At 47.2% G+C, this 19653-nt stretch carries 19 protein-coding genes and 2 tRNA genes; 13 read left to right on the top strand and 8 right to left on the bottom strand.

Annotated features, from left to right (window positions below; all coding sequences use genetic code 11):
* Window positions 1-281 precede the first annotated feature (281 nt).
* From argR to HMPREF9446_RS14965, 8 genes are all read left to right on the top strand, one after another.
* Window positions 282-755, top strand: a complete 474-nt coding sequence (gene argR, locus HMPREF9446_RS15000; protein WP_009126576.1) for an arginine repressor — start codon at window positions 282-284, stop codon at window positions 753-755.
* 32 nt (window positions 756-787) lie between these two features.
* Window positions 788-1345, top strand: coding sequence for a GNAT family N-acetyltransferase (locus HMPREF9446_RS14995; protein ID WP_009126575.1), 558 nt, complete (start codon window positions 788-790; stop codon window positions 1343-1345).
* A gap of 12 nt (window positions 1346-1357) precedes the next feature.
* Window positions 1358-2569 carry an argininosuccinate synthase gene (locus HMPREF9446_RS14990; RefSeq protein WP_009126574.1) on the top strand — a complete coding sequence of 404 codons (1212 nt, stop codon included), beginning with the start codon at window positions 1358-1360 and terminating at the stop codon, window positions 2567-2569.
* Entirely contained in the window at window positions 2566-3534 is a 969-nt protein-coding gene (gene argC, locus HMPREF9446_RS14985; protein ID WP_009126573.1) for an N-acetyl-gamma-glutamyl-phosphate reductase, read from the top strand. Before HMPREF9446_RS14990 ends, argC begins: the two co-directional genes overlap by 4 nt.
* Window positions 3535-3547: 13 nt before the next feature.
* The gene (locus tag HMPREF9446_RS14980; protein ID WP_009126572.1) at window positions 3548-4669 is read left to right on the top strand and encodes an aspartate aminotransferase family protein; all 1122 of its coding nucleotides are present in this window, start codon (window positions 3548-3550) and stop codon (window positions 4667-4669) included.
* Window positions 4670-4796: 127 nt separating this feature from the next.
* A complete protein-coding gene (proC, locus tag HMPREF9446_RS14975) occupies window positions 4797-5570 on the top strand; it encodes a pyrroline-5-carboxylate reductase (protein ID WP_009126571.1) in 774 nt (257 codons plus the stop codon).
* Window positions 5571-5635: 65 nt separating this feature from the next.
* Window positions 5636-6190: a helix-turn-helix domain-containing protein gene (locus HMPREF9446_RS14970; RefSeq protein ID WP_009126570.1), complete on the top strand. Its 555-nt coding sequence runs from the start codon at window positions 5636-5638 to the stop codon at window positions 6188-6190.
* 19 nt (window positions 6191-6209) lie between these two features.
* A complete protein-coding gene (locus HMPREF9446_RS14965) occupies window positions 6210-7865 on the top strand; it encodes an AMP-binding protein (RefSeq protein WP_009126569.1) in 1656 nt (551 codons plus the stop codon).
* Here HMPREF9446_RS14965 and HMPREF9446_RS18795 read toward each other — a convergent pair.
* Window positions 7843-8025, bottom strand: a complete 183-nt coding sequence (locus HMPREF9446_RS18795) for a hypothetical protein (RefSeq protein ID WP_148345833.1) — start codon at window positions 8023-8025, stop codon at window positions 7843-7845. The genes HMPREF9446_RS14965 and HMPREF9446_RS18795 overlap by 23 nt on opposite strands.
* Window positions 8026-8133: 108 nt before the next feature.
* Here HMPREF9446_RS18795 and HMPREF9446_RS14960 point away from each other — a divergent pair, with 108 nt between their 5' ends.
* Window positions 8134-9330, top strand: a complete 1197-nt coding sequence (locus HMPREF9446_RS14960) for an acyloxyacyl hydrolase (protein ID WP_009126568.1) — start codon at window positions 8134-8136, stop codon at window positions 9328-9330.
* Window positions 9331-9382: 52 nt separating this feature from the next.
* Here the strand turns inward: HMPREF9446_RS14960 and HMPREF9446_RS14955 are convergent.
* The 7 genes from HMPREF9446_RS14955 to prmC form a co-directional block, all read right to left on the bottom strand.
* A tRNA-Leu gene (locus tag HMPREF9446_RS14955) sits at window positions 9383-9466 on the bottom strand.
* Window positions 9467-9480: 14 nt separating this feature from the next.
* Window positions 9481-9553 (bottom strand) — tRNA-Gly (locus HMPREF9446_RS14950).
* A gap of 104 nt (window positions 9554-9657) precedes the next feature.
* Window positions 9658-10998, bottom strand: a complete 1341-nt coding sequence (argH, locus tag HMPREF9446_RS14945; protein WP_009126567.1) for an argininosuccinate lyase — start codon at window positions 10996-10998, stop codon at window positions 9658-9660.
* Between the two features lie 19 nt (window positions 10999-11017).
* The gene (locus HMPREF9446_RS14940) at window positions 11018-11428 is read right to left on the bottom strand and encodes an SRPBCC family protein (RefSeq protein ID WP_009126566.1); all 411 of its coding nucleotides are present in this window, start codon (window positions 11426-11428) and stop codon (window positions 11018-11020) included.
* Between the two features lie 91 nt (window positions 11429-11519).
* Window positions 11520-12158, bottom strand: coding sequence for an orotate phosphoribosyltransferase (gene pyrE / locus HMPREF9446_RS14935; protein ID WP_009126565.1), 639 nt, complete (start codon window positions 12156-12158; stop codon window positions 11520-11522).
* Between the two features lie 79 nt (window positions 12159-12237).
* Window positions 12238-12717, bottom strand: coding sequence for a regulatory protein RecX (locus tag HMPREF9446_RS14930; RefSeq protein WP_009126564.1), 480 nt, complete (start codon window positions 12715-12717; stop codon window positions 12238-12240).
* On the bottom strand, window positions 12714-13550 hold the full coding sequence (prmC, locus tag HMPREF9446_RS14925) for a peptide chain release factor N(5)-glutamine methyltransferase (protein WP_039969715.1): 837 nt from the start codon (window positions 13548-13550) through the stop codon (window positions 12714-12716). Before prmC ends, HMPREF9446_RS14930 begins: the two co-directional genes overlap by 4 nt.
* A gap of 74 nt (window positions 13551-13624) precedes the next feature.
* Between prmC and ribD the strand changes: the two genes are divergently transcribed.
* The 4 genes from ribD (at window position 13625) to bamA (ending at window position 19617) form a co-directional block, all read left to right on the top strand.
* Window positions 13625-14674 (top strand): bifunctional diaminohydroxyphosphoribosylaminopyrimidine deaminase/5-amino-6-(5-phosphoribosylamino)uracil reductase RibD, encoded by a 1050-nt coding sequence (ribD, locus tag HMPREF9446_RS14920; protein ID WP_009126561.1) that lies wholly within the window; start codon window positions 13625-13627, stop codon window positions 14672-14674.
* 133 nt (window positions 14675-14807) lie between these two features.
* Complete coding sequence (locus HMPREF9446_RS14915) at window positions 14808-16175, top strand: DUF6242 domain-containing protein (RefSeq protein ID WP_009126560.1); 1368 nt, start codon at window positions 14808-14810, stop codon at window positions 16173-16175.
* 18 nt (window positions 16176-16193) lie between these two features.
* A complete protein-coding gene (locus HMPREF9446_RS14910; RefSeq protein ID WP_009126559.1) occupies window positions 16194-16928 on the top strand; it encodes an isoprenyl transferase in 735 nt (244 codons plus the stop codon).
* A 49-nt stretch (window positions 16929-16977) separates the two neighbouring features.
* Window positions 16978-19617: an outer membrane protein assembly factor BamA gene (bamA, locus tag HMPREF9446_RS14905; protein WP_009126558.1), complete on the top strand. Its 2640-nt coding sequence runs from the start codon at window positions 16978-16980 to the stop codon at window positions 19615-19617.
* The last annotated feature ends 36 nt before the right edge of the window (window positions 19618-19653 follow it).

Raw genomic sequence — 19653 nt, 5'->3', positions numbered from 1 at the left:
CTACATCCCCGTCCACTAAAAATTAATCGTCCCATAGTTGTTTTCTTTTCGTCCGACAGTTGTCGGACGATAATTCAACAGCCGTCGGATGATGATGCAACAATTGTCGGACGATTAGTTTTTAGCAAGGAAAACATTAGTCCGCTTAGCAACGGGAATAAATCTCCGGGGGCACTCAAATAGTCCATAGTATAAAAAGAATAAAAATTCCATGATTTCTGCATATTCTTTCCAAAATTATCCCTACTTTTGCGCCATTCTTAGAATAATTATACAGAAACATGAAGAAAAAAGCCAATCGGTTAGACGCCATCAAGATGATTATCTCAAGCAAAGACATCAGTTCCCAGGAAGAATTGCTGCAGGCTTTGGAGAAAGAAGGCTTTGAACTGACACAAGCCACCCTGTCGCGCGACTTGAAACAACTGAAGGTTGCCAAAGCAGCCAACATGAACGGGAAATATGTATATGTATTGCCGAACAACATCATGTACAAGCGTTCCAACGACCAAAGTGCCAGTGAGATGCTGATGACCAGCGGATTCGTTTCACTTCAATTTTCGGGCAACATCGCCGTCATCCGTACCCGTCCCGGCTATGCCAGCAGCATGGCTTATGACATCGACAACCGCGAATGCCCCGTCATCCTGGGCACGATTGCCGGAGACGACACCATCATGCTGGTGGTGCACGAAGCGGCATCCCACGAAGAAGTGCGTGCTTTTCTGTCACAGATCATTCCGAACATTAAATAAAGAAGAAAGAAAAATATTAATTGAACAGAGAAATGGATTCGAAACAAATTGATGTGATGGTGGCTGATGCCTCACATGAAGTTTACGTGGACAAGATTTTGGATACCATCCGGGAAGCTGCCAAGGTACGCGGAACGGGCATCGCAGAACGCACACACGAATACGTAGCTACTAAAATGAGAGAGGGAAAGGCCATCATAGCCTTGTGTGGAGACGATTTTGCAGGTTTCACCTACATAGAGAGCTGGGGCAACAAGCAATATGTAGCAACCTCCGGTCTGATAGTGCACCCCAAATACCGGGGCCTGGGACTGGCGAAACGTATCAAGACCGCCTCTTTCCGCCTGGCACGCCTACGCTGGCCCAATGCCAAAGTTTTCAGTCTCACCAGTGGAGCTGCCGTCATGAAAATGAATACCGAGCTGGGATACGTGCCCGTCACCTTCAACGAACTGACCGATGACGAATCGTTCTGGAAAGGTTGCGAAGGCTGTATCAACCACGATATATTGGTAGCCAAGAACCGTAAATTCTGCATCTGCACGGCAATGCTTTACGACCCGAAGCTGCACGAAGAAGATAAAATATAAAAATATAAGGATATGGAAAAGAAGAAAAAAGTGGTAGTCGCATTCAGCGGCGGTTTGGATACCTCATTCACGGTCATGTATCTTGCCAAAGAAAAAGGATACGAAGTATATGCAGCTTGTGCCAATACTGGCGGTTTCAGCCCCGAACAGTTGAAGACTAACGAGGAGAATGCCTACAAGCTGGGTGCCAAAGAATATGTCACGATTGACGTGACGCAGGAATATTACGAGAAGAGCTTGAAATATATGGTATTCGGCAACGTGCTGCGTAACGGCACCTATCCTATCTCTGTAAGTTCCGAACGTATCTTCCAGGCATTGGCCATCGCACGTTATGCCAACGAAATCGGCGCAGACGCCATTGCCCACGGTTCTACGGGCGCGGGTAACGACCAGATTCGTTTCGACATGACTTTCCTCGTCATGGCTCCGGGCGTGGAAATCATCACGCTGACACGCGACATGGCACTGAGCCGTCAAGAAGAAATAGACTATTTGAATAAACACGGCTTTGCCGCCGACTTCACCAAACTGAAATACTCCTATAACGTGGGTCTGTGGGGTACCTCCATCTGCGGTGGCGAGATTCTGGATTCCGCGCAAGGATTGCCCGAAAGCGCTTACCTGAAACACTGCACCAAAGAGGGCAGCGAGCAGTTGCGCCTCACTTTTGAAAAAGGCGAGCTGAAAGCCGTGAACGACGAGACATTCGACGACCCCATCAAAGCCATCCAGAAGGTAGAAGAGATTGGTGCGGCATACGGTATCGGCCGCGACATGCACGTAGGCGACACGATTATCGGTATCAAAGGCCGTGTAGGCTTCGAAGCTGCCGCACCCATGCTGATTATCGGCGCACACAAGTTCCTGGAGAAATATACCTTGAGCAAATGGCAGCAATACTGGAAGGACCAGGTAGCCAACTGGTACGGCATGTTCCTGCACGAAAGCCAATATCTGGAACCGGTAATGCGTGACATCGAAGCCATGCTGGAATCCTCGCAACGCAACGTGAACGGTACGGCTATCCTCGAACTCCACCCGCTCTGCTTCTCTACCGTAGGTGTAGAAAGCAAGGACGACCTTGTGAAAAACAAGTTCGGCGAATACGGTGAGATGCAGAAAGGATGGACGGCAGAAGACGCCAAGGGCTTCATCAAAGTAACCTCCACAGCGCTGCGCGCTTATTATTCAAACCACAAAGACGAGAAGGAGGGCATATGATTAAAGTAGGAATCATCGGCGGAGCCGGATACACGGCAGGCGAACTGATACGTCTGCTGCTCAACCATCCGGAAGCGGAAATCGTATTCATAAACAGCTCAAGCAACGCCGGCAACAAAATAACCGACGTACACGAAGGACTGTACGGCGAAACAGACTTGGTATTTACCGACCAGCTCCCGCTGGAAGAAATCGACGTACTCTTTTTCTGTACGGCACATGGTGACACGAAGAAGTTCCTCGAAAGCCACAACGTGCCCGAGGAACTGAGAATCATCGATCTCTCCATGGACTACCGCATAGCCTCGCCCGAACACGACTTCATCTACGGCCTGCCGGAACTGAACCGCCGTGCCACTTGTAAAGCCAAGCATGTAGCCAATCCGGGCTGCTTCGCCACCTGCATACAACTGGGCCTGCTGCCGCTCGCCAAACATCTGATGCTGAACGATGACATCATGGTGAACGCCATCACCGGAAGTACGGGTGCCGGAGTGAAACCGGGTGCCACGAGCCACTTCAGTTGGCGCAACAACAACATGAGCGTATATAAAGCTTTTGAGCACCAGCATGTGCCCGAAATCAAGCAATCGCTCAAACAGCTGCAGAACAGCTTCGACGCGGACATCGACTTCATCCCCTACCGCGGCGACTTCCCGCGCGGCATCTTCACCACCATTGTAGTAAAGACCAAAGTGGCTTTGGAAGAAATCATCCACATGTACGAAGAATACTATGCCAAAGATTCCTTTACCCACATCGTGGAGAAGAACATCGACCTGAAGCAAGTGGTGAACACCAACAAGTGCCTCATCCACCTGGAAAAGCACGGCGACAAGCTGCTCATCATTTCCTGCATCGACAACCTGCTGAAGGGTGCCAGCGGACAGGCCGTCCACAACATGAACTTAATGTTTAACCTGGAAGAGACTGTAGGCCTCAAGCTGAAGCCGTCGGCCTTTTAAAGAAGAACGAAAGATGAATTTATTCGACGTATATCCTCTCTTTGACATCAACATCGTCAAAGGAAAAGGCTGCCACGTATGGGACGAGAACGGTACGGAGTACCTCGACCTTTATGGAGGGCATGCCGTCATCTCCATCGGGCATGCACATCCGCATTATGTAGAGATGATAAGCAAACAAGTAGCCACGTTGGGATTCTATTCCAACTCGGTCATCAACAAGCTGCAACAACAGGTGGCGGAGCGGCTGGGAAAGGCATGCGGCTATGATGACTACTCGCTGTTCCTTATCAACAGCGGTGCGGAAGCCAACGAAAACGCTCTGAAACTGTCCTCATTCTACAACGGACGGACACGGGTCATATCTTTCTCCAAAGCTTTCCACGGACGTACTTCACTGGCGGTAGAAGTGACCAACAATCCTAAAATCATCGCGCCTATCAATGACTGCGGTCATGTAACCTATCTGCCTCTGAACGACATCGAAGCCATGAAGGCTGAGTTGGCCAAAGGCGATGTCTGCGCAGTGATTATCGAAGGCATACAAGGTGTAGGCGGCATCCAACTGCCGACAGACGAATTCATGCAGGCTCTCCGCCAGACTTGTACGGAACATAACACCGTCTTGATTCTCGATGAAATCCAAAGCGGCTACGGACGCAGCGGCAAGTTCTTCGCCCATCAGTACAACGGCATCAAAGCTGACATCATCACCGTAGCCAAGGGGATAGCCAACGGCTTCCCGATGGCAGGCGTACTGATCAGCCCGATGTTTACCCCTGTATATGGACAGCTCGGAACTACCTTCGGCGGAAATCACCTCGCCTGCAGTGCCGCCCTTGCCGTGCTGGACGTGATAGAGCAGGAAGACTTGGTAGAGAACGCGGCGCAAGTAGGTGACTTCTTGATGACAGAACTGAAAAAGTTCCCGCAAATCAAAGACGTCCGCGGACGAGGACTGATGATCGGCCTGGAATTCGGGGAACCCATCAAAGAACTACGCCTGAAACTGCTGAAGGAACAGCACGTGTTCACCGGTGTCAGCGGCACAAATGTGCTCCGCTTATTGCCGCCCCTCTGCCTCAGCATGGGGGAAGCAGACACATTCTTGGAACGTTTTCAGAAAGTACTTTAATATTTGAGGAAATAATCAGCCAGCAAAAGAAACGACCGAAAAGAATAATCCCTTTCTCTTTCGGTCGTTTTTTGTGGAAAAATTATCTACCTTTGCCTATCAATGAATCTTTTAACCACAAGAAGACATGAGAATAGCTATTATCGGTGCAGGAAACATGGGCGGTTCCATCGCCCGCGGGCTGGCAAAAGGAACGATTATCCCCGCCAGTGATATCATTGTCTCCAACCCTTCACAGGGAAAACTGGATGAATTGCAAAAGGAATTCCCCGCTTTACAGGTGACAAACGATAACCAGGAAGCCGTTACCGGCGCAGACATGATTATCTTTTCCGTAAAGCCCTGGCTGATGAAACCTGTTGTAAAAGAGCTGAAACTGAAAAGCAAGCAGATACTGGTCTCCGTGGCAGCCGGCATCCCCTTCGAAGAATTGGCGCATTACGTGGCCGACAAAGAAATGACCATGTTCCGTCTGATTCCCAACACGGCTATCAGCGAGCTGGAAAGCATGACGCTCATCGCCAGCCGCAACGCAAGCAAAGAACAGGAGTCACTGCTGCTGGATATCTTTAACCAGATGGGACTTGCCATGCTGATTCCCGAAGAGAAATTCGCTGCCGCCACCTCCATGACTTCCTGTGGCATAGCATACGTGCTGAAATACATCCAGGCAGCCATGCAGGCAGGCATCGAGCTGGGCATCTGCCCTAAAGACGGCATGCGCATGGTGGCACAATCCGTTAAAGGCGCCGCCGAACTGATACTGAACAATGACACGCACCCCAGTGTTGAGGTTGACAAGGTATGTACCCCCGGCGGCATCACCATCAAGGGAATCAACGAGCTTGAACATGAAGGATTCACTTCCGCCGTAATCAAAGCGATAAAGAAAAGTGTCTGATAAAACAGGCGATTGAACTTGAATACCCAATGGGCATCAATGATACTAATATATACATATAAATTATGGATGAACAGATTAGACAAATAGCCGAACGTCTGCGCGGATTGCGTGACGTCCTGGAACTCACGGCCGAAGACATCGCCCGCGACTGCGACATCTCCGCCGAAGAATACCGTCTTGCCGAAACCGGAGAATTCGACATCTCCGTCAGTATGTTGCAGAAGATAGGACGCCACTATGGCATTTCATTGGACGCACTGATGTTCGGCGAGGAACCGAAAATGAGTTCTTACTTCCTGACACGCGCAGGCAAAGGAACAAGCATCGAACGTACCAAAGCGTATAAATACCAATCACTTGCCGCCGGTTTCATCAACCGCACCGCCGACCCGTTCATCGTAACCGTCGAGCCGAAACCGGACAACGAGCCGATACACTACAACAGCCATGCCGGACAGGAATTCAACCTCGTGCTCGAGGGCCGCATGATGATCAGCATAGACGGCAAAGACTTAATCTTAAATGAAGGAGACAGCTTGTACTTCAACTCCAAACTGCCGCATGGAATGAAAGCGATGGACGGAAAGACAGTACGCTTCCTCGCCATCATTATGTAAATACAACCCAAACAGAGTTATGGTAGAAAGATTCTTATCACAAACGTCCTTTACATCCCAAGAGGACTTTATCAAAAACTTCAAGATAAATGTACCGGAGAATTTCAACTTCGGCTACGATGTAGTAGATGCATGGGCAGAAGCAGAACCGGACAAACCCGCCTTGTTATGGACCAATGACAAAGGCGAGCACCGGCAATTCACATTTGCGGACATGAAACGATATACCGATATGACGGCATCCTATTTTCAGAGCCTCGGCATCGGTCGCGGAGACATGGTGATGCTGATACTGAAGCGCCGTTTCGAATTCTGGTTCAGCATTGTCGCATTACACAAATTGGGCGCAGTAGTGATTCCCGCTACTCATCTGCTGACCAAGAAAGACATCGTGTACCGCTGTAACGCCGCCGACATCAAGATGATTGTCTGTGCAGGCGAGAGTGTCATTACCGACCATATCACGGCTGCCATGCCGGAATCACCCACCGTCCGGAAACTTGTCAGCGTAGGCCCGGAAATAGCCGAAGGATTCGAGGACTTCCATAAAGGAATCGGGACTGCCGCTCCTTTTGTCAAACCGGAACAGCCGAACACCAACGATGACATCTCCCTGATGTATTTCACCAGCGGAACTACCGGTGAACCGAAAATGGTGGCCCATGACTTTACTTATCCATTGGGACATATCGTCACGGGCAGTTTCTGGCATAATCTGACAGAAGAGAGCCTGCACCTCACCATCGCCGATACCGGCTGGGGAAAAGCCGTATGGGGAAAACTTTACGGTCAATGGATTGCAGGCGCCAATGTATTCGTGTACGACCATGAGAAGTTCACCCCCGCCGATATACTGGAGAAAATACAGGATTATCACGTCACTTCCCTCTGCGCACCGCCAACCATATTCCGTTTTCTTATCCACGAGGACCTGACAAAGTACAACCTTTCTTCCCTGAAATATTGTACCATTGCCGGAGAGGCACTGAATCCCGCCGTATTCGAAACCTTCAAAAAACTGACAGGCATCAAGTTGATGGAAGGTTTCGGACAAACCGAAACGACCCTCACCGTTGCTACCATGCCCTGGATGGAACCCAAACCGGGCAGCATGGGGTTGCCTAACCCGCAATACGATGTTGACTTGATAGACTATGACGGGCGTTCCGTTGAAGCAGGTGAACAAGGACAAATCGTAATCCGTACGGACAAGGGCAAGCCACTGGGATTGTTCAAAGAATACTACCGTGACGCCAACCGTACCCACGAAGCATGGCACGACGGCATCTATTACACCGGTGACGTGGCTTGGAAAGACGAAGATGGTTACCTCTGGTTTGTAGGCCGTGCGGATGACGTCATCAAGAGCAGCGGTTACCGCATCGGCCCGTTCGAAGTAGAAAGTGCCTTGATGACCCACCCGGCTGTCGTGGAGTGTGCCATCACCGGAGTACCGGACGAGATCCGCGGCCAGGTGGTAAAAGCTACCATTGTACTGGCTAAAGACTATAAGGAACGTGCGGGAGAGGGCCTGATCAAGGAGTTACAAAATCATGTGAAGAAAGTAACCGCACCTTATAAATATCCGCGTGTCATTGAATTTGTAGATGAACTTCCCAAAACCATCAGCGGAAAAATCCGCCGTGTAGAAATCAGGAAGAACGACGAGAAGTAAAGTGCCGCCGCTGAGCGCCACGATTACTCTTCAGATAGAATGAAGCGAAGCATCCTCTCTCTTTTGTCATGGAAGAGGGGATGCTTCGCTTCGTTCGGCAGATACCCAATACACGGAAAAAGGCATCAGAGCAACGTGCCTCCATATTGACTATTAACATTGCAAATATAGATTTTTTATACAGACCCAATGGATAAAAAACTTATATTTGCGAGGAATTTAGACTTTATCCCCAATATTAATAAAACAATGAAGACGGACACGGCATATGGAAAATAAAAAGCAGGCTTGGAAGATTGTAGCTTTCCTAACAGTGATGTTCTTTCTGTCTGATAGCGCATATGCGCAAAAATGGAGCGAGAAGTATATTCACAGAATAGGAATAGAAGGCCGGGCTGGCTATATCTTTCCGACTAACCCCTTCCTGAAAGGGGACAACTATTACATGAAGAGAATGAAAGGTGCCTATGCCGGTCATCTGAAATATTCATTTCAACTCCGCCCGCATACTGCAGCCGACCAAGCATATATAGGTGCCTACCAAGGCATAGGACTGGGGTATTTTGACTTTGGCAATCGCCCGGAGGTGGGAACTCCTACCGCGCTCTACCTGTTCCAGGGCGGAAGTATCGCCAGATTTTCCCCACGTTTGTCACTCAACTATGAATGGAACTTTGGAGTCTCATTCGGATGGAAGAGTTATGACCCCGCAGAGAACTTCAACAATAAGATTATCGGTTCCGGCACCAATGCCTATCTCAATGCCAACCTTTATCTAAACTGGGCGCTTTCCCCCATGTTTGATTTGACGGTAGGTGCTACCGGCAGCCACTTCTCGAACGGCAATACCCGGTATCCCAATTCCGGTCTGAACACAATCGATTGCAAAGTGGGACTGGTATATAATTTCAACCGGAAAGCCGATGAGCTCGCCAAGTCATGGCAACGTCCGCTCGTCCCGGCCTTCCCCCGCCATGTCAGCTATGACTTGACCCTATTCGGCTCTTGGCGCAAAAAAGCCGTGGACGTTTCCGGAGGACAAGTACCGGCTCCCGGCACTTACTCGGTATTCGGTTTCAATTTTGCACCTATGTACAACTTCGGATACAAATTCCGTGCAGGTGTATCTTTGGACGGAGTATATGACGGAAGTGCCAATATCTGCAGGAAATATAACGTGGATGAATTCCATACCCCGTCCATCGGTAAACAAATGGCACTTGGCCTTTCTGCACGCGGAGAGTTCGTCATGCCTTATTTTACGGTAGGAATCGGCTTTGGCGCCAATGTTCTGCACGGTGGAGGTGACATGAAATCTTTCTACCAGATACTGGCCCTCAAGATAGACGTATCACGCAACTCGTATCTCCACATCGGGTATAATCTGTGTGATTTCCATGAGCCTAACTACTTGATGTTGGGTATCGGCTATCGTTTCAACAACAAGCGTCCTAAGCTTTTCTGACAACTATAAAGAAAAAGCTCCGTAAATCAATGATTCACAGAGCTTAATCAAGTACTCGAAGCGGGACTTGAACCCGCACAGCCGCAATGGCCAAAGGATTTTAAGTCCTTCGTGTCTACCATTCCACCATTCGAGCATCCTATGAAGGAGAGCGGAAAACGAGACTCGAACTCGCGACCCTAACCTTGGCAAGGTTATGCTCTACCAACTGAGCTATTTCCGCAGGTATTTTGGAGAACGGGTGCAAAGATAAATAGTTTTCCCGTTCCCACCAAATATTTCCTTCAAAAAGTATTGTATCCGAAGCGGGACTTGAACTCTTTACAGTTATCGTCCCAGTAATTCTTTTTCGGCAACTTCCATTCCATGAAAGTTGAAGCCATCCACTACCTGCTGCATCAATGCAGAAATTTCGTCATTGCAAAGATTCCCGATACTGCCTTCATGGGTATGGTGTACTTCCTTGCCATGTGAGAAATGCCCGGCCTCAATGTCAAGTCCAACCTTTTTATAAGCATCCCGGAAAGGCATTCCTTCACGTGCCAGACGATTCACCTCTTCCACACTGAAGATAAACAGATACTTGTCATCATCTAGAATATGTTCATTCACTTTGATTTCATTCATGATGTAGGTAGTCATCCGCAGGCAATCTTTCAACTCCTGAAAAGCAGGGAGGAACACTTCCTTTATAATCTGCAGATCACGGAAATAACCGGAAGGCAGATTATTGGCTATCATCATAATCTGCTGCGGCAAAGACTGCAACTTGTTGCATTTGGCACGCGTCAACTCAAATACATCCGGATTCTTCTTATGCGGCATAATGCTGGAACCTGTAGTGCAATCATCCGGTAATTTCACAAAACCAAAGTTCTGACTATTGAACATACAAGCATCGAAAGCCAGCTTGGAAATGGTTCCGGCAATACTTGCCAAAGCAAAGGCTACATTACGCTCCATCTTGCCACGCCCCATCTGGGCATATACCACATTATAGTTCAAAGAGTCAAAGCCCAAGAGTCTGGTAGTCATGGTACGGTTCAACGGGAAAGAAGAGCCATAACCCGCCGCAGACCCCAACGGATTACGGTTACACATCTTGAAGGCCGCCTGCAAAAACAACATATCGTCCACAAGTCCCTCCGCATAAGCCCCAAACCAAAGTCCGAATGAAGAAGGCATAGCAATTTGCAAATGGGTATATCCCGGCATCAGGACATTCCTATAGCGTTCACTCTGCATGACAAGTACATGAAATAATTGCTCAACAGCTTCCGCAATCTCCTTGATCTGTGTACGTGTGAAAAGTTTCAAGTCAAGCAACACCTGGTCATTGCGCGAACGTCCGCTATGGATTTTCTTACCGACATCACCAAGTTTGCGTGTCAGCATCAGTTCCACCTGCGAGTGCACATCTTCCACCCCTTCTTCTATGACAAACTCACCACGCTCGGCAGCGGTATAAATATTCTTCAACTCGGCAAGCAACTGTTCTAATTCATCTTTTGTCAACAGACTGATGCTCTCAAGCATAGTAATATGAGCCATAGAGCCTAGCACGTCATGCTTCGCCAAGTAAAGGTCCATCTCACGGTCACGTCCTACCGTAAAACGTTCAATATCCTTGTTTACCTGAACGGATTTCTCCCAAAGTTTCTGAGCCACGTTATTTAGTAATTAGTGATTAATATTGTATCATAGCCAACACATCCGCCATCTTCTCCAATCCTTCCTGCAGAGGTTTCTGTACCATAGTTTTCATAAACGGATTCAAATCCATGCCGATAGTCAGCTTCATCTTGCATTCCGCATCGGTGACAGGCACGATCTGAATCCATAAGTTGAACGGCAACGGTGAAGTGGTCGTTGCAAACTTGATGCACTTACAAGGTTCCTTCTCCACAATCTGTAAGGTGATTTTCCCCACGGGAGCCACTTCTATAGTCATACTTTCGGCATCAAAGCTCAAGTTCTTCACTTTATCTTCCGGCAAGCGGTCTTTCACCTTTTCCAGATTGTTCAAGTCAGAAAGTTTTTCATAAACAGCCGTTTGGGGAGACTGTATAACTTTCACTCCACTTTCAAATTTCGTCATAATCCAATCGTATTAAAAGACAAAAAGAACTATCCGGACAGAATCTATCCGAATGGCTCTTTCGTCAAACTTATATCATTTAAAACAAATCTTATTTCCCAGACTCCCAATGTGCCGGATCCTTACGCCACTCGTTCAACGTATCCACATCTTCTTCTTCGATGTAACCGGTACGTAACGCAACTTCCATAACTGCCTCATAATTAGTCAATGTAACCAAAGGCACCTTGGCATCCTTGAATGCTTTTTCAGCAATAGGGAAACCGTAAGTATAAGCGGCAACCATACCGATAACTTCACATCCGTCACGACGAATCGCCTCTACAGCCTTCAAGCTGCTTCCGCCCGTAGAAATCAAATCTTCTACAACTACTACTTTCATGCCGGGACGAAGTTCACCTTCAATCAAATTCTCCAACCCATGGTCTTTCGGAGTGGAGCGTACATATACAAACGGCAGGTTCAATGCATCGGCTACCAAAGCTCCCTGCGGAATGGCACCTGTTGCCACGCCGGCAATAGCATCTACCTGTCCGAAACGTTCCAGAATCAGACGCGTAATCTCTATTTTTACAAAATTACGGAGAGAAGGATAAGAAAGGGTTTTACGATTATCACAATAAAACGGGGATTTCCAGCCAGATGCCCAAGTAAAAGGGTTGGCCGGTTGTAGTTTAATCGCTTTAATCTTGAGTAACTTCTCAGCAAACAATCTTTCCAAAGTTTTCATAGCAAACTAACTATTATATAATTATGCTGCAAAAGTACGGAAAGAGAACGAGATTAGGAAAAAGAATACCGATAATTTTTCATTCCGGGTACTCATTTTCATCAGAAACATCCATGCAATGACGTATATCCTTCATTTCAAAGCCACGGCTCAATGCAAAACGTATCAATTTCCCATTCAATTCAAATTCGTTCCCTGCACGGACACTCTTCCGTTTCGAAGCCAGCAGATCACGCAAGATAGAAAGATATTCCTCCTCATCTATTTCATTAAGGTAAGAGGCATAAACGGCAGAAGGTATCTTCTTCAATTGCAGCGCCTGCCCTATTTTCATCTTTCCCCATTTCGCAAAACGGTATTTGTCACGAATGAAAGCACGGCAAAAGCGTTCCTCATCAATATACTTTTCTTTTTCCAAATGTTTCAGGATACGGTCTATAGCCGTATAGTCTATTCCCCAACGCTGCAATTTTTCAGCGATTTCTGCCCGGCAATGCTCGGATGCGGCACAATAAGCCGCTACCCGGTTCAAGGCTTCTGTTTCAGTAATCTCAATCATCGTTCTGCAAGTACAAACCGGTCATTGCCGGAAATATCTTTTAGGATACGGGCATTCGCATAACCTTGTTCACAAAGCATGGCTACAGTCGCCTCCCCAAACGCCCGGTTAATTTCAAAATAAAGTCTGCCGCCCGCCACCAGCATTTCCCGCCCAAGCTCTGCAATGCGGCGATAAAAACGGAGCGGATCCGTATCAGGAACGAACAAAGCCAAAGAAGGTTCCCAATCCAGCACATTCCGTTCCATCTCTCTCCTTTCCTTTTCCAAGACATAAGGAGGATTACTGACGATTACATCATAGCGGTCTTCCCGGGAAGGTCGGCAAGTAAGGACATTGCATAAAGCGAACCGTACGGAAGCCTGTAAAGCTTCATTGTTTCCACGGGCTATGGCAAGCGCTTCTTCGGACACATCCCAAGCTACCACCCGGGCATCCGGCAACCCCTTCGACAAAGAAACCGCAATGCACCCGCTTCCTGTACCAACGTCAAGGATACGGGCCTCCGCAGGTATTTCCTTCAGCATGATTTCCACCAACTCTTCTGTCTCCGGACGGGGTATCAGCACTCCGGGAGCAACTCTGAACCTATGCCCCATAAAGTTTACGCCGCCCTGCACATACTGTATCGGTTCAAAATCACGCAAACGGGAAAGAATGCCCTCCAATTCCTGTTCTTCTTTTGAAGATAAAATTATATCTTTGCCCAGATAATAATCAACAGTGCTCTGCCCCAACATCTCACAACAAACAATGCGTGAGAGACAAGCTGCTTCCTGCGCGGAATAACATCGTTCCAGTTCAGTACGGATATGTCGGATTGTAAGGTTCATACATATAAATTCGGGCTGCAAAAGTAGCAAAAAGTTTCGGAGATGTAAAACGGCAAGAAAAAAGAAATAAGGAAATGAATACAGAAGAAAAATACATGAGGAGATGCATCCAGCTGGCGCAAAACGGTTTATGCAATGCCGCCCCCAATCCCATGGTAGGAGCAGTCATTGTTTGTGACGGCAAGATTATCGGCGAGGGATATCATATACGTTGTGGAGAAGCTCATGCCGAGGTCAATGCCATCCGTTCCGTAAAAGAGCCGGCACTTTTGAAGAAATCTACCATCTATGTAAGTCTGGAACCTTGTTCCCATTATGGCAAGACTCCTCCTTGCGCAGATTTGATTATAGAGAAACAAATCCCCCGCATTGTCATCGGTTGCCGGGACCCCTTCTCCAAGGTAGCAGGCCGAGGCATACAAAAGTTGAAAGACGCAGGCCGGGAAGTCATTGTAGGAGTATTGGAGGAAGAATGCAAGTCACTTATCCGCAGATTCATCACTTTCCACACATTGCAACGTCCCTACATTACCCTAAAATGGGCGGAATCAGCAGACAAATACATCGACCTCAACCGCACCAACGGAAGCCCGGTAGTGCTGTCCAGCCCACTCACAGCCATGTTGGTACACAAGAAACGGGCGGAACACAAGGCCATTATGGTCGGCACACATACCGCTTGGCTGGACAATCCCAGCCTAAACATACGCCATTGGTCCGGAAAGTCTCCCGTACGCATTGTCCTGGACAAAAAGCAGTCTCTGCCGGCCTCCCTCCATCTGTTTGACGGCAGCGTGCCTACTCTTGTATTTACAGAGATGCCCCACAAACCGTTACCAAACGTAGAATATCTGCCCATAGATTATCAACGGGATATCCTGCCACAAATTATGGAAACGCTATACAAACGCGGAATCCAATCACTACTGGTGGAGGGTGGCAGCATACTGCTGCAATCCTTCATTGACGCCGGCATGTGGGATGAAATTTTTGTGGAAGAAGCCCCCAACCTGCTTCACTCCGGTGTTAAATCACCTGAAATCAGCAATAAAATTCCTTACGTGACCGAACAATCTTTCGGCAGGCACTTTCGCCATTACACAGCCGTAAGAAACAGCCAATAGCCTCATTTTTTGGCTTTTTTATCGAGAAAATGAGGCATATTATCTATAATTTTATATAAAACTTGCCGGTAAAGCTGTTTATAGAAAAAAATGTTCCTATTTTTGCAACTTGTAAATAAACACTAACTTTCAAATGAGAATAAAGTTTTTATCTGTAATTGTGAGTTTTCTTATTGTGTCAATAGCCGTAAGTTCATGTCTCGACTCTGACGATAATTATGAATACAGTTCAGACGCAACAGTACATGCTTTCGGTATCGATACCATACATGGCAAACATTACAAATTTTCAATAGACCAGCTGAACAGACGCATCTTCAACAAGGATTCGTTACCTGTGGGTTCAGATACAATAATCGACCGTATATTGATCGATACCTTCTCGGTCAACGGTTGGATTACTTCCGGTTCGCCTACAGATACATTATTTAATATGGCTGATTCCGTGAATCTACTTCCTGCCATGAACAAAAACAATGGCGGAATGGAATTTACCATTCATGCCGCAGACGGTGTGACTACCCGTAAATATACGCTGGAAATCAGAGTGCATCTGCAAGACCCGGATTCTCTGGTATGGAAAGAGATGACGCCATTCAGCAACACAGCAATTTCCGGCAATCAGAAAGCGGTAACTTTAAAGAGCCAGAGCACCGAAGAATTATGGATTTATACATCCTACACCACTGCTTACAAAACTTCCACCGCCCCGGGAAATACCCGGTGGGAAACAGTAAACGTCAAGCTTCCCGGGAAAGCGAAACTGAATTCCATTGTAAATTTCAAGACAACGAATGCCGACAAGAAGGAGACCCTCTATCTTGTCACGGAAGACAATGAGGTATATCGCTCCGAAGACGGCAACACCTGGCAAAATGCCACAGAGTTGAACAAAGACGTCAAGGTCAAAGCGGTAATGGCGGCTTTCCCCGGTATTCTGACAGGTATCGTTGAAATCGAAGGTATAAACTACTTCAACATCAGTAAAGACGGAGTCAACTGGGAAGCAGAGAGAAACAACAACGGCGAAATTACGCTTGCCAAAGTGCCCGACAACTTCCCCATGGACAATATATACACCAGTGATTTCCTGACGACCAACGGAATCATGCAGGCAATAGCGGTAGGTACTCCAAGAACAAGCGGAGAAAAACAAACCCTCATGTGGTTCTCCATGAATGGAAGTGATTGGGAAGAGATGTCCTCTACATCATACGATGCCTATTGTCCGGAGATGAACAATCCTTTTGTCATGCATTATGGTGGCCTGTTCTACTGCTTCGGAGACAAGCTCAATGCAATATATTCCTCTATAACCGGAATATCCTGGCAAAAGACAACGAAAAAATTCTTATTGCCGGAAGAATTCAAGGACAATACAGCTCCTTATTCCATCAGTATTGATGAGAATAACTTCATCTGGATCATATTCGGTGGTAAAAACACAGAAAACAAAGTATGGCGTGGCCGTCTTAACAGGTTAGGCTTTGAAGAGCAGTAATTGGTAACAACTAAAAAGATGCTATATAAAGAAGAAATTGATTTAAACCGGATACCCCAGCATGTGGCCATTATCATGGACGGTAACGGGCGGTGGGCCAAGCAACGTGGACACGAACGTAGCTATGGACATCAAGCCGGTGCCGAAACCGTACATATTATCGCAGAAGAAGCTGCAAGACTGGGAGTCAAGTATCTGACTTTATACACGTTCTCTACCGAAAACTGGAACCGTCCTTCGGATGAGGTAGCAGCTTTGATGGGACTTCTCTTCGACTCTATCGAAGAAGAAACTTTCATGAAGAACAACATAAGTTTCCGGGTGATCGGCGATATAGAGAAACTGCCTGTGAATGTCCAGCAACGATTAAACACCTGCATGGAACACACTTCACAGAACACGGGCATGTGTCTGGTACTGGCACTCAGCTATTCGTCGCATTGGGAAATAACAGAAGCCTCCCGCCAAATAGCAATTTTGGTACAGCAAGGGAAGTTAACCCCTGACCAGATTAATAGTGAACTGATTTCACAGCATTTGACGACGAACTTCATGCCAGACCCGGATCTCCTGATACGTACCGGAGGAGAAATCCGTCTCAGCAATTATCTGCTTTGGCAGGCGGCTTATTCAGAGCTTTACTTCTGTGACACTTATTGGCCCGATTTTCGGGAAGAAGAACTTTGCAAAGCCATTTGCGACTATCAGAAACGTGAACGCAGGTTTGGCAAGACCAGTGAACAAATCAGTTAACAGGCACACAATATAGTAAATAGTAAATTGTAAAATAGTAAATAAAAAGATGCACTATCGTATTTTCTCCATATTCGTAGCATTTATCTGCCTTTTCGGTTGCGTACTGACAACTGCAGCGCAGGACTCAAACAACGCTGATGAAACCGAAAAACCGGTTATCCTTTACTCGGGAACTCCCAAGAAGTATGACATCGCAGACATAAAGGTTGAAGGAGCTCCAAACTATGAGGACTATGTAATTATTGGATTATCCGGGTTGTCCAAAGGGCAGACAATTACTGTGCCGGGTGAAGAAATCACACAAGCCTGTAAGCGCTATTGGCGTCACGGGCTTTTCTCAGACGTCGAAATTACAGCTGACAAGATTGAAGGTGACAAAATCTGGCTGACGATTCACTTGACCATGCGTCCCCGTGTATCCGACATCCACTATAGCGGTGTGAAGAAGTCCGAACGCGAAGACCTGGAGAGTAAAATCGGCATGATAAAAGGCGGCCAGATAACCCCAAACATGGTGGACCGTGCCAAGACATTGATCAAACGTTACTTTGACGACAAAGGTTTCAAGAATGCAGAAATCATCATCACTCAAAGAGACGATCCCGACAAGAAGAACGAAGTGATTGTCAACATCGACATTGACAAGAAGGAGAAAGTGAAAGTACACCAGATCACCATTGTAGGCAACGAGGCGCTGGCCACCAAGAAGCTGAAACGCGTGATGAAGAAAACTAACGAAAAGAACAAGCTGGTTAATCTGTTCCGTACAAAGAAATTCATCGAAGAGAACTATGAAGCAGACAAGCAGCTGATTATCGATAAATACAATGAACTGGGTTACCGTGATGCCATGATTGTGGAAGACAGCATCAAGCCTTACGATGACCGTACAGTTGACATCTTCATGAAAATAGACGAAGGGCAGAAATATTACCTCCGTAACGTTACATGGGTAGGTAATACCCTATATCCTTCCGAACAACTGAACTTTATGCTCCGCATGAAGAAGGGAGACGTCTATAACCAGAAGTTGCTGGAAGAACGTACCATGAGCGACGAGGATGCCATCGGTAACCTGTACTATAACAACGGTTATCTATTCTATAGCCTCGAACCGGTAGAGGTTAATATTGTCGGTGATTCCATCGACCTTGAAATGCGTATCTTTGAAGGCCGCCAGGCTACCATCAATAAAATCAGCATCAACGGTAATGACCGCCTGTATGAGAATGTAGTGCGCCGTGAACTTCGTACCCGCCCGGGCGAGTTGTTCAGCCGCGAGGACTTGATGCGTTCCATGCGTGAAATTCAGCAGATGGGGCACTTTGACCCGGAACAAATTACCCCCGACATCCAACCCAGACCGGAAGACGGTACAGTAGATATCGGTTATGACCTTGTTTCCAAAGCCAACGACCAGGTAGAGTTTTCCGCCGGTTGGGGACAAACGGGTATCATCGGTAAGTTGAGCTTGAAGTTTACCAACTTCTCCCTTGCCAACCTGCTGCATCCGGGTGAGAACTATCGTGGAATTCTGCCGCAAGGCGACGGTCAGACATTGACCATCAGCGGCCAGACCAATGCCAAGTATTACCAGTCTTACAGCGTTTCATTCTATGACCCGTGGTTTGGCGGTAAACGTCCGAACGCATTCTCCGTATCGGCTTTCTACTCTCGCCAGACAGACATCAGTAGCCGTTATTACAACTCAGCATACATGAATAACTACTACAACAGCTATTACAGCGGCATGTACGGTTATGGTATGTATAACTATGGCAACTATAATAACTACGAGAACTATTATGACCCCGACAAATCCATCCAGATGTTCGGTCTCGCAGTCATGTTCGGTAAGCGTTTGAAATGGCCGGATGACTACTTCCAGTTTACAGCAGAGTTGTCCTACCAACGCTATATCCTCAACGATTGGCAATACTTCCCCGTTACGAACGGCAAGTGTAACAATCTGAGTCTGAACCTGACTTTGTCCCGCAGTTCTATTGACAACCCGATTTACCCGCGCCAAGGTTCCGAGTTCTCACTTTCTGCACAGTTAACGCCTCCTTACTCTTTGTTTGACGGCACAGACTACAGCAAGTACAGCACCAGCAACCAGGATGACATGAACAAGATGCATAAATGGATTGAATACCACAAATGGAAATTCAAATCCAAAATCTATATCCCGTTGATGGATCCGCTGACGGTAAAACGTACTCCGGTAATTATGGGCCGTGTAGAATTCGGCTTGCTGGGACATTATAACAAGTACAAGAAGTCTCCGTTTGAAACCTTCGACGTGGGCGGTGACGGTATGACAGGTTACTCCAGCTACGCAACTGAAAGTGTCGCCCTTCGCGGTTATGAAAATAGTTCATTGACTCCTTACGGATATGAGGGTTATGCCTATACCCGTCTCGGACTGGAATTGAGATATCCGCTGATGCTGGAAACAAGTACCAGTATTTATGCGTTGACTTTCGTTGAAGCCGGTAATGCCTGGCAAGACGTAAACAAGTTCAATCCGTTTGACTTGAAGCGTTCAGCCGGTGTCGGTGTCCGCATCTTCCTTCCGATGATCGGTATGATGGGTATCGACTGGGCCTATGGTTTCGACAAAGTATTTGGTTCTAAACAATATGGTGGCAGCCAGTTCCACTTTATCTTAGGACAAGAATTCTAAGCTGTTGACAATTGGAAATTGGCAATTAGTGATAAC

Origin of the sequence: Bacteroides fluxus YIT 12057 (assembly GCF_000195635.1) — a bacterium.
Classification (GTDB): Bacteria; Bacteroidota; Bacteroidia; order Bacteroidales; family Bacteroidaceae; genus Bacteroides; species Bacteroides fluxus.
This window is presented reverse-complemented; position numbering and strand designations above follow the sequence as displayed.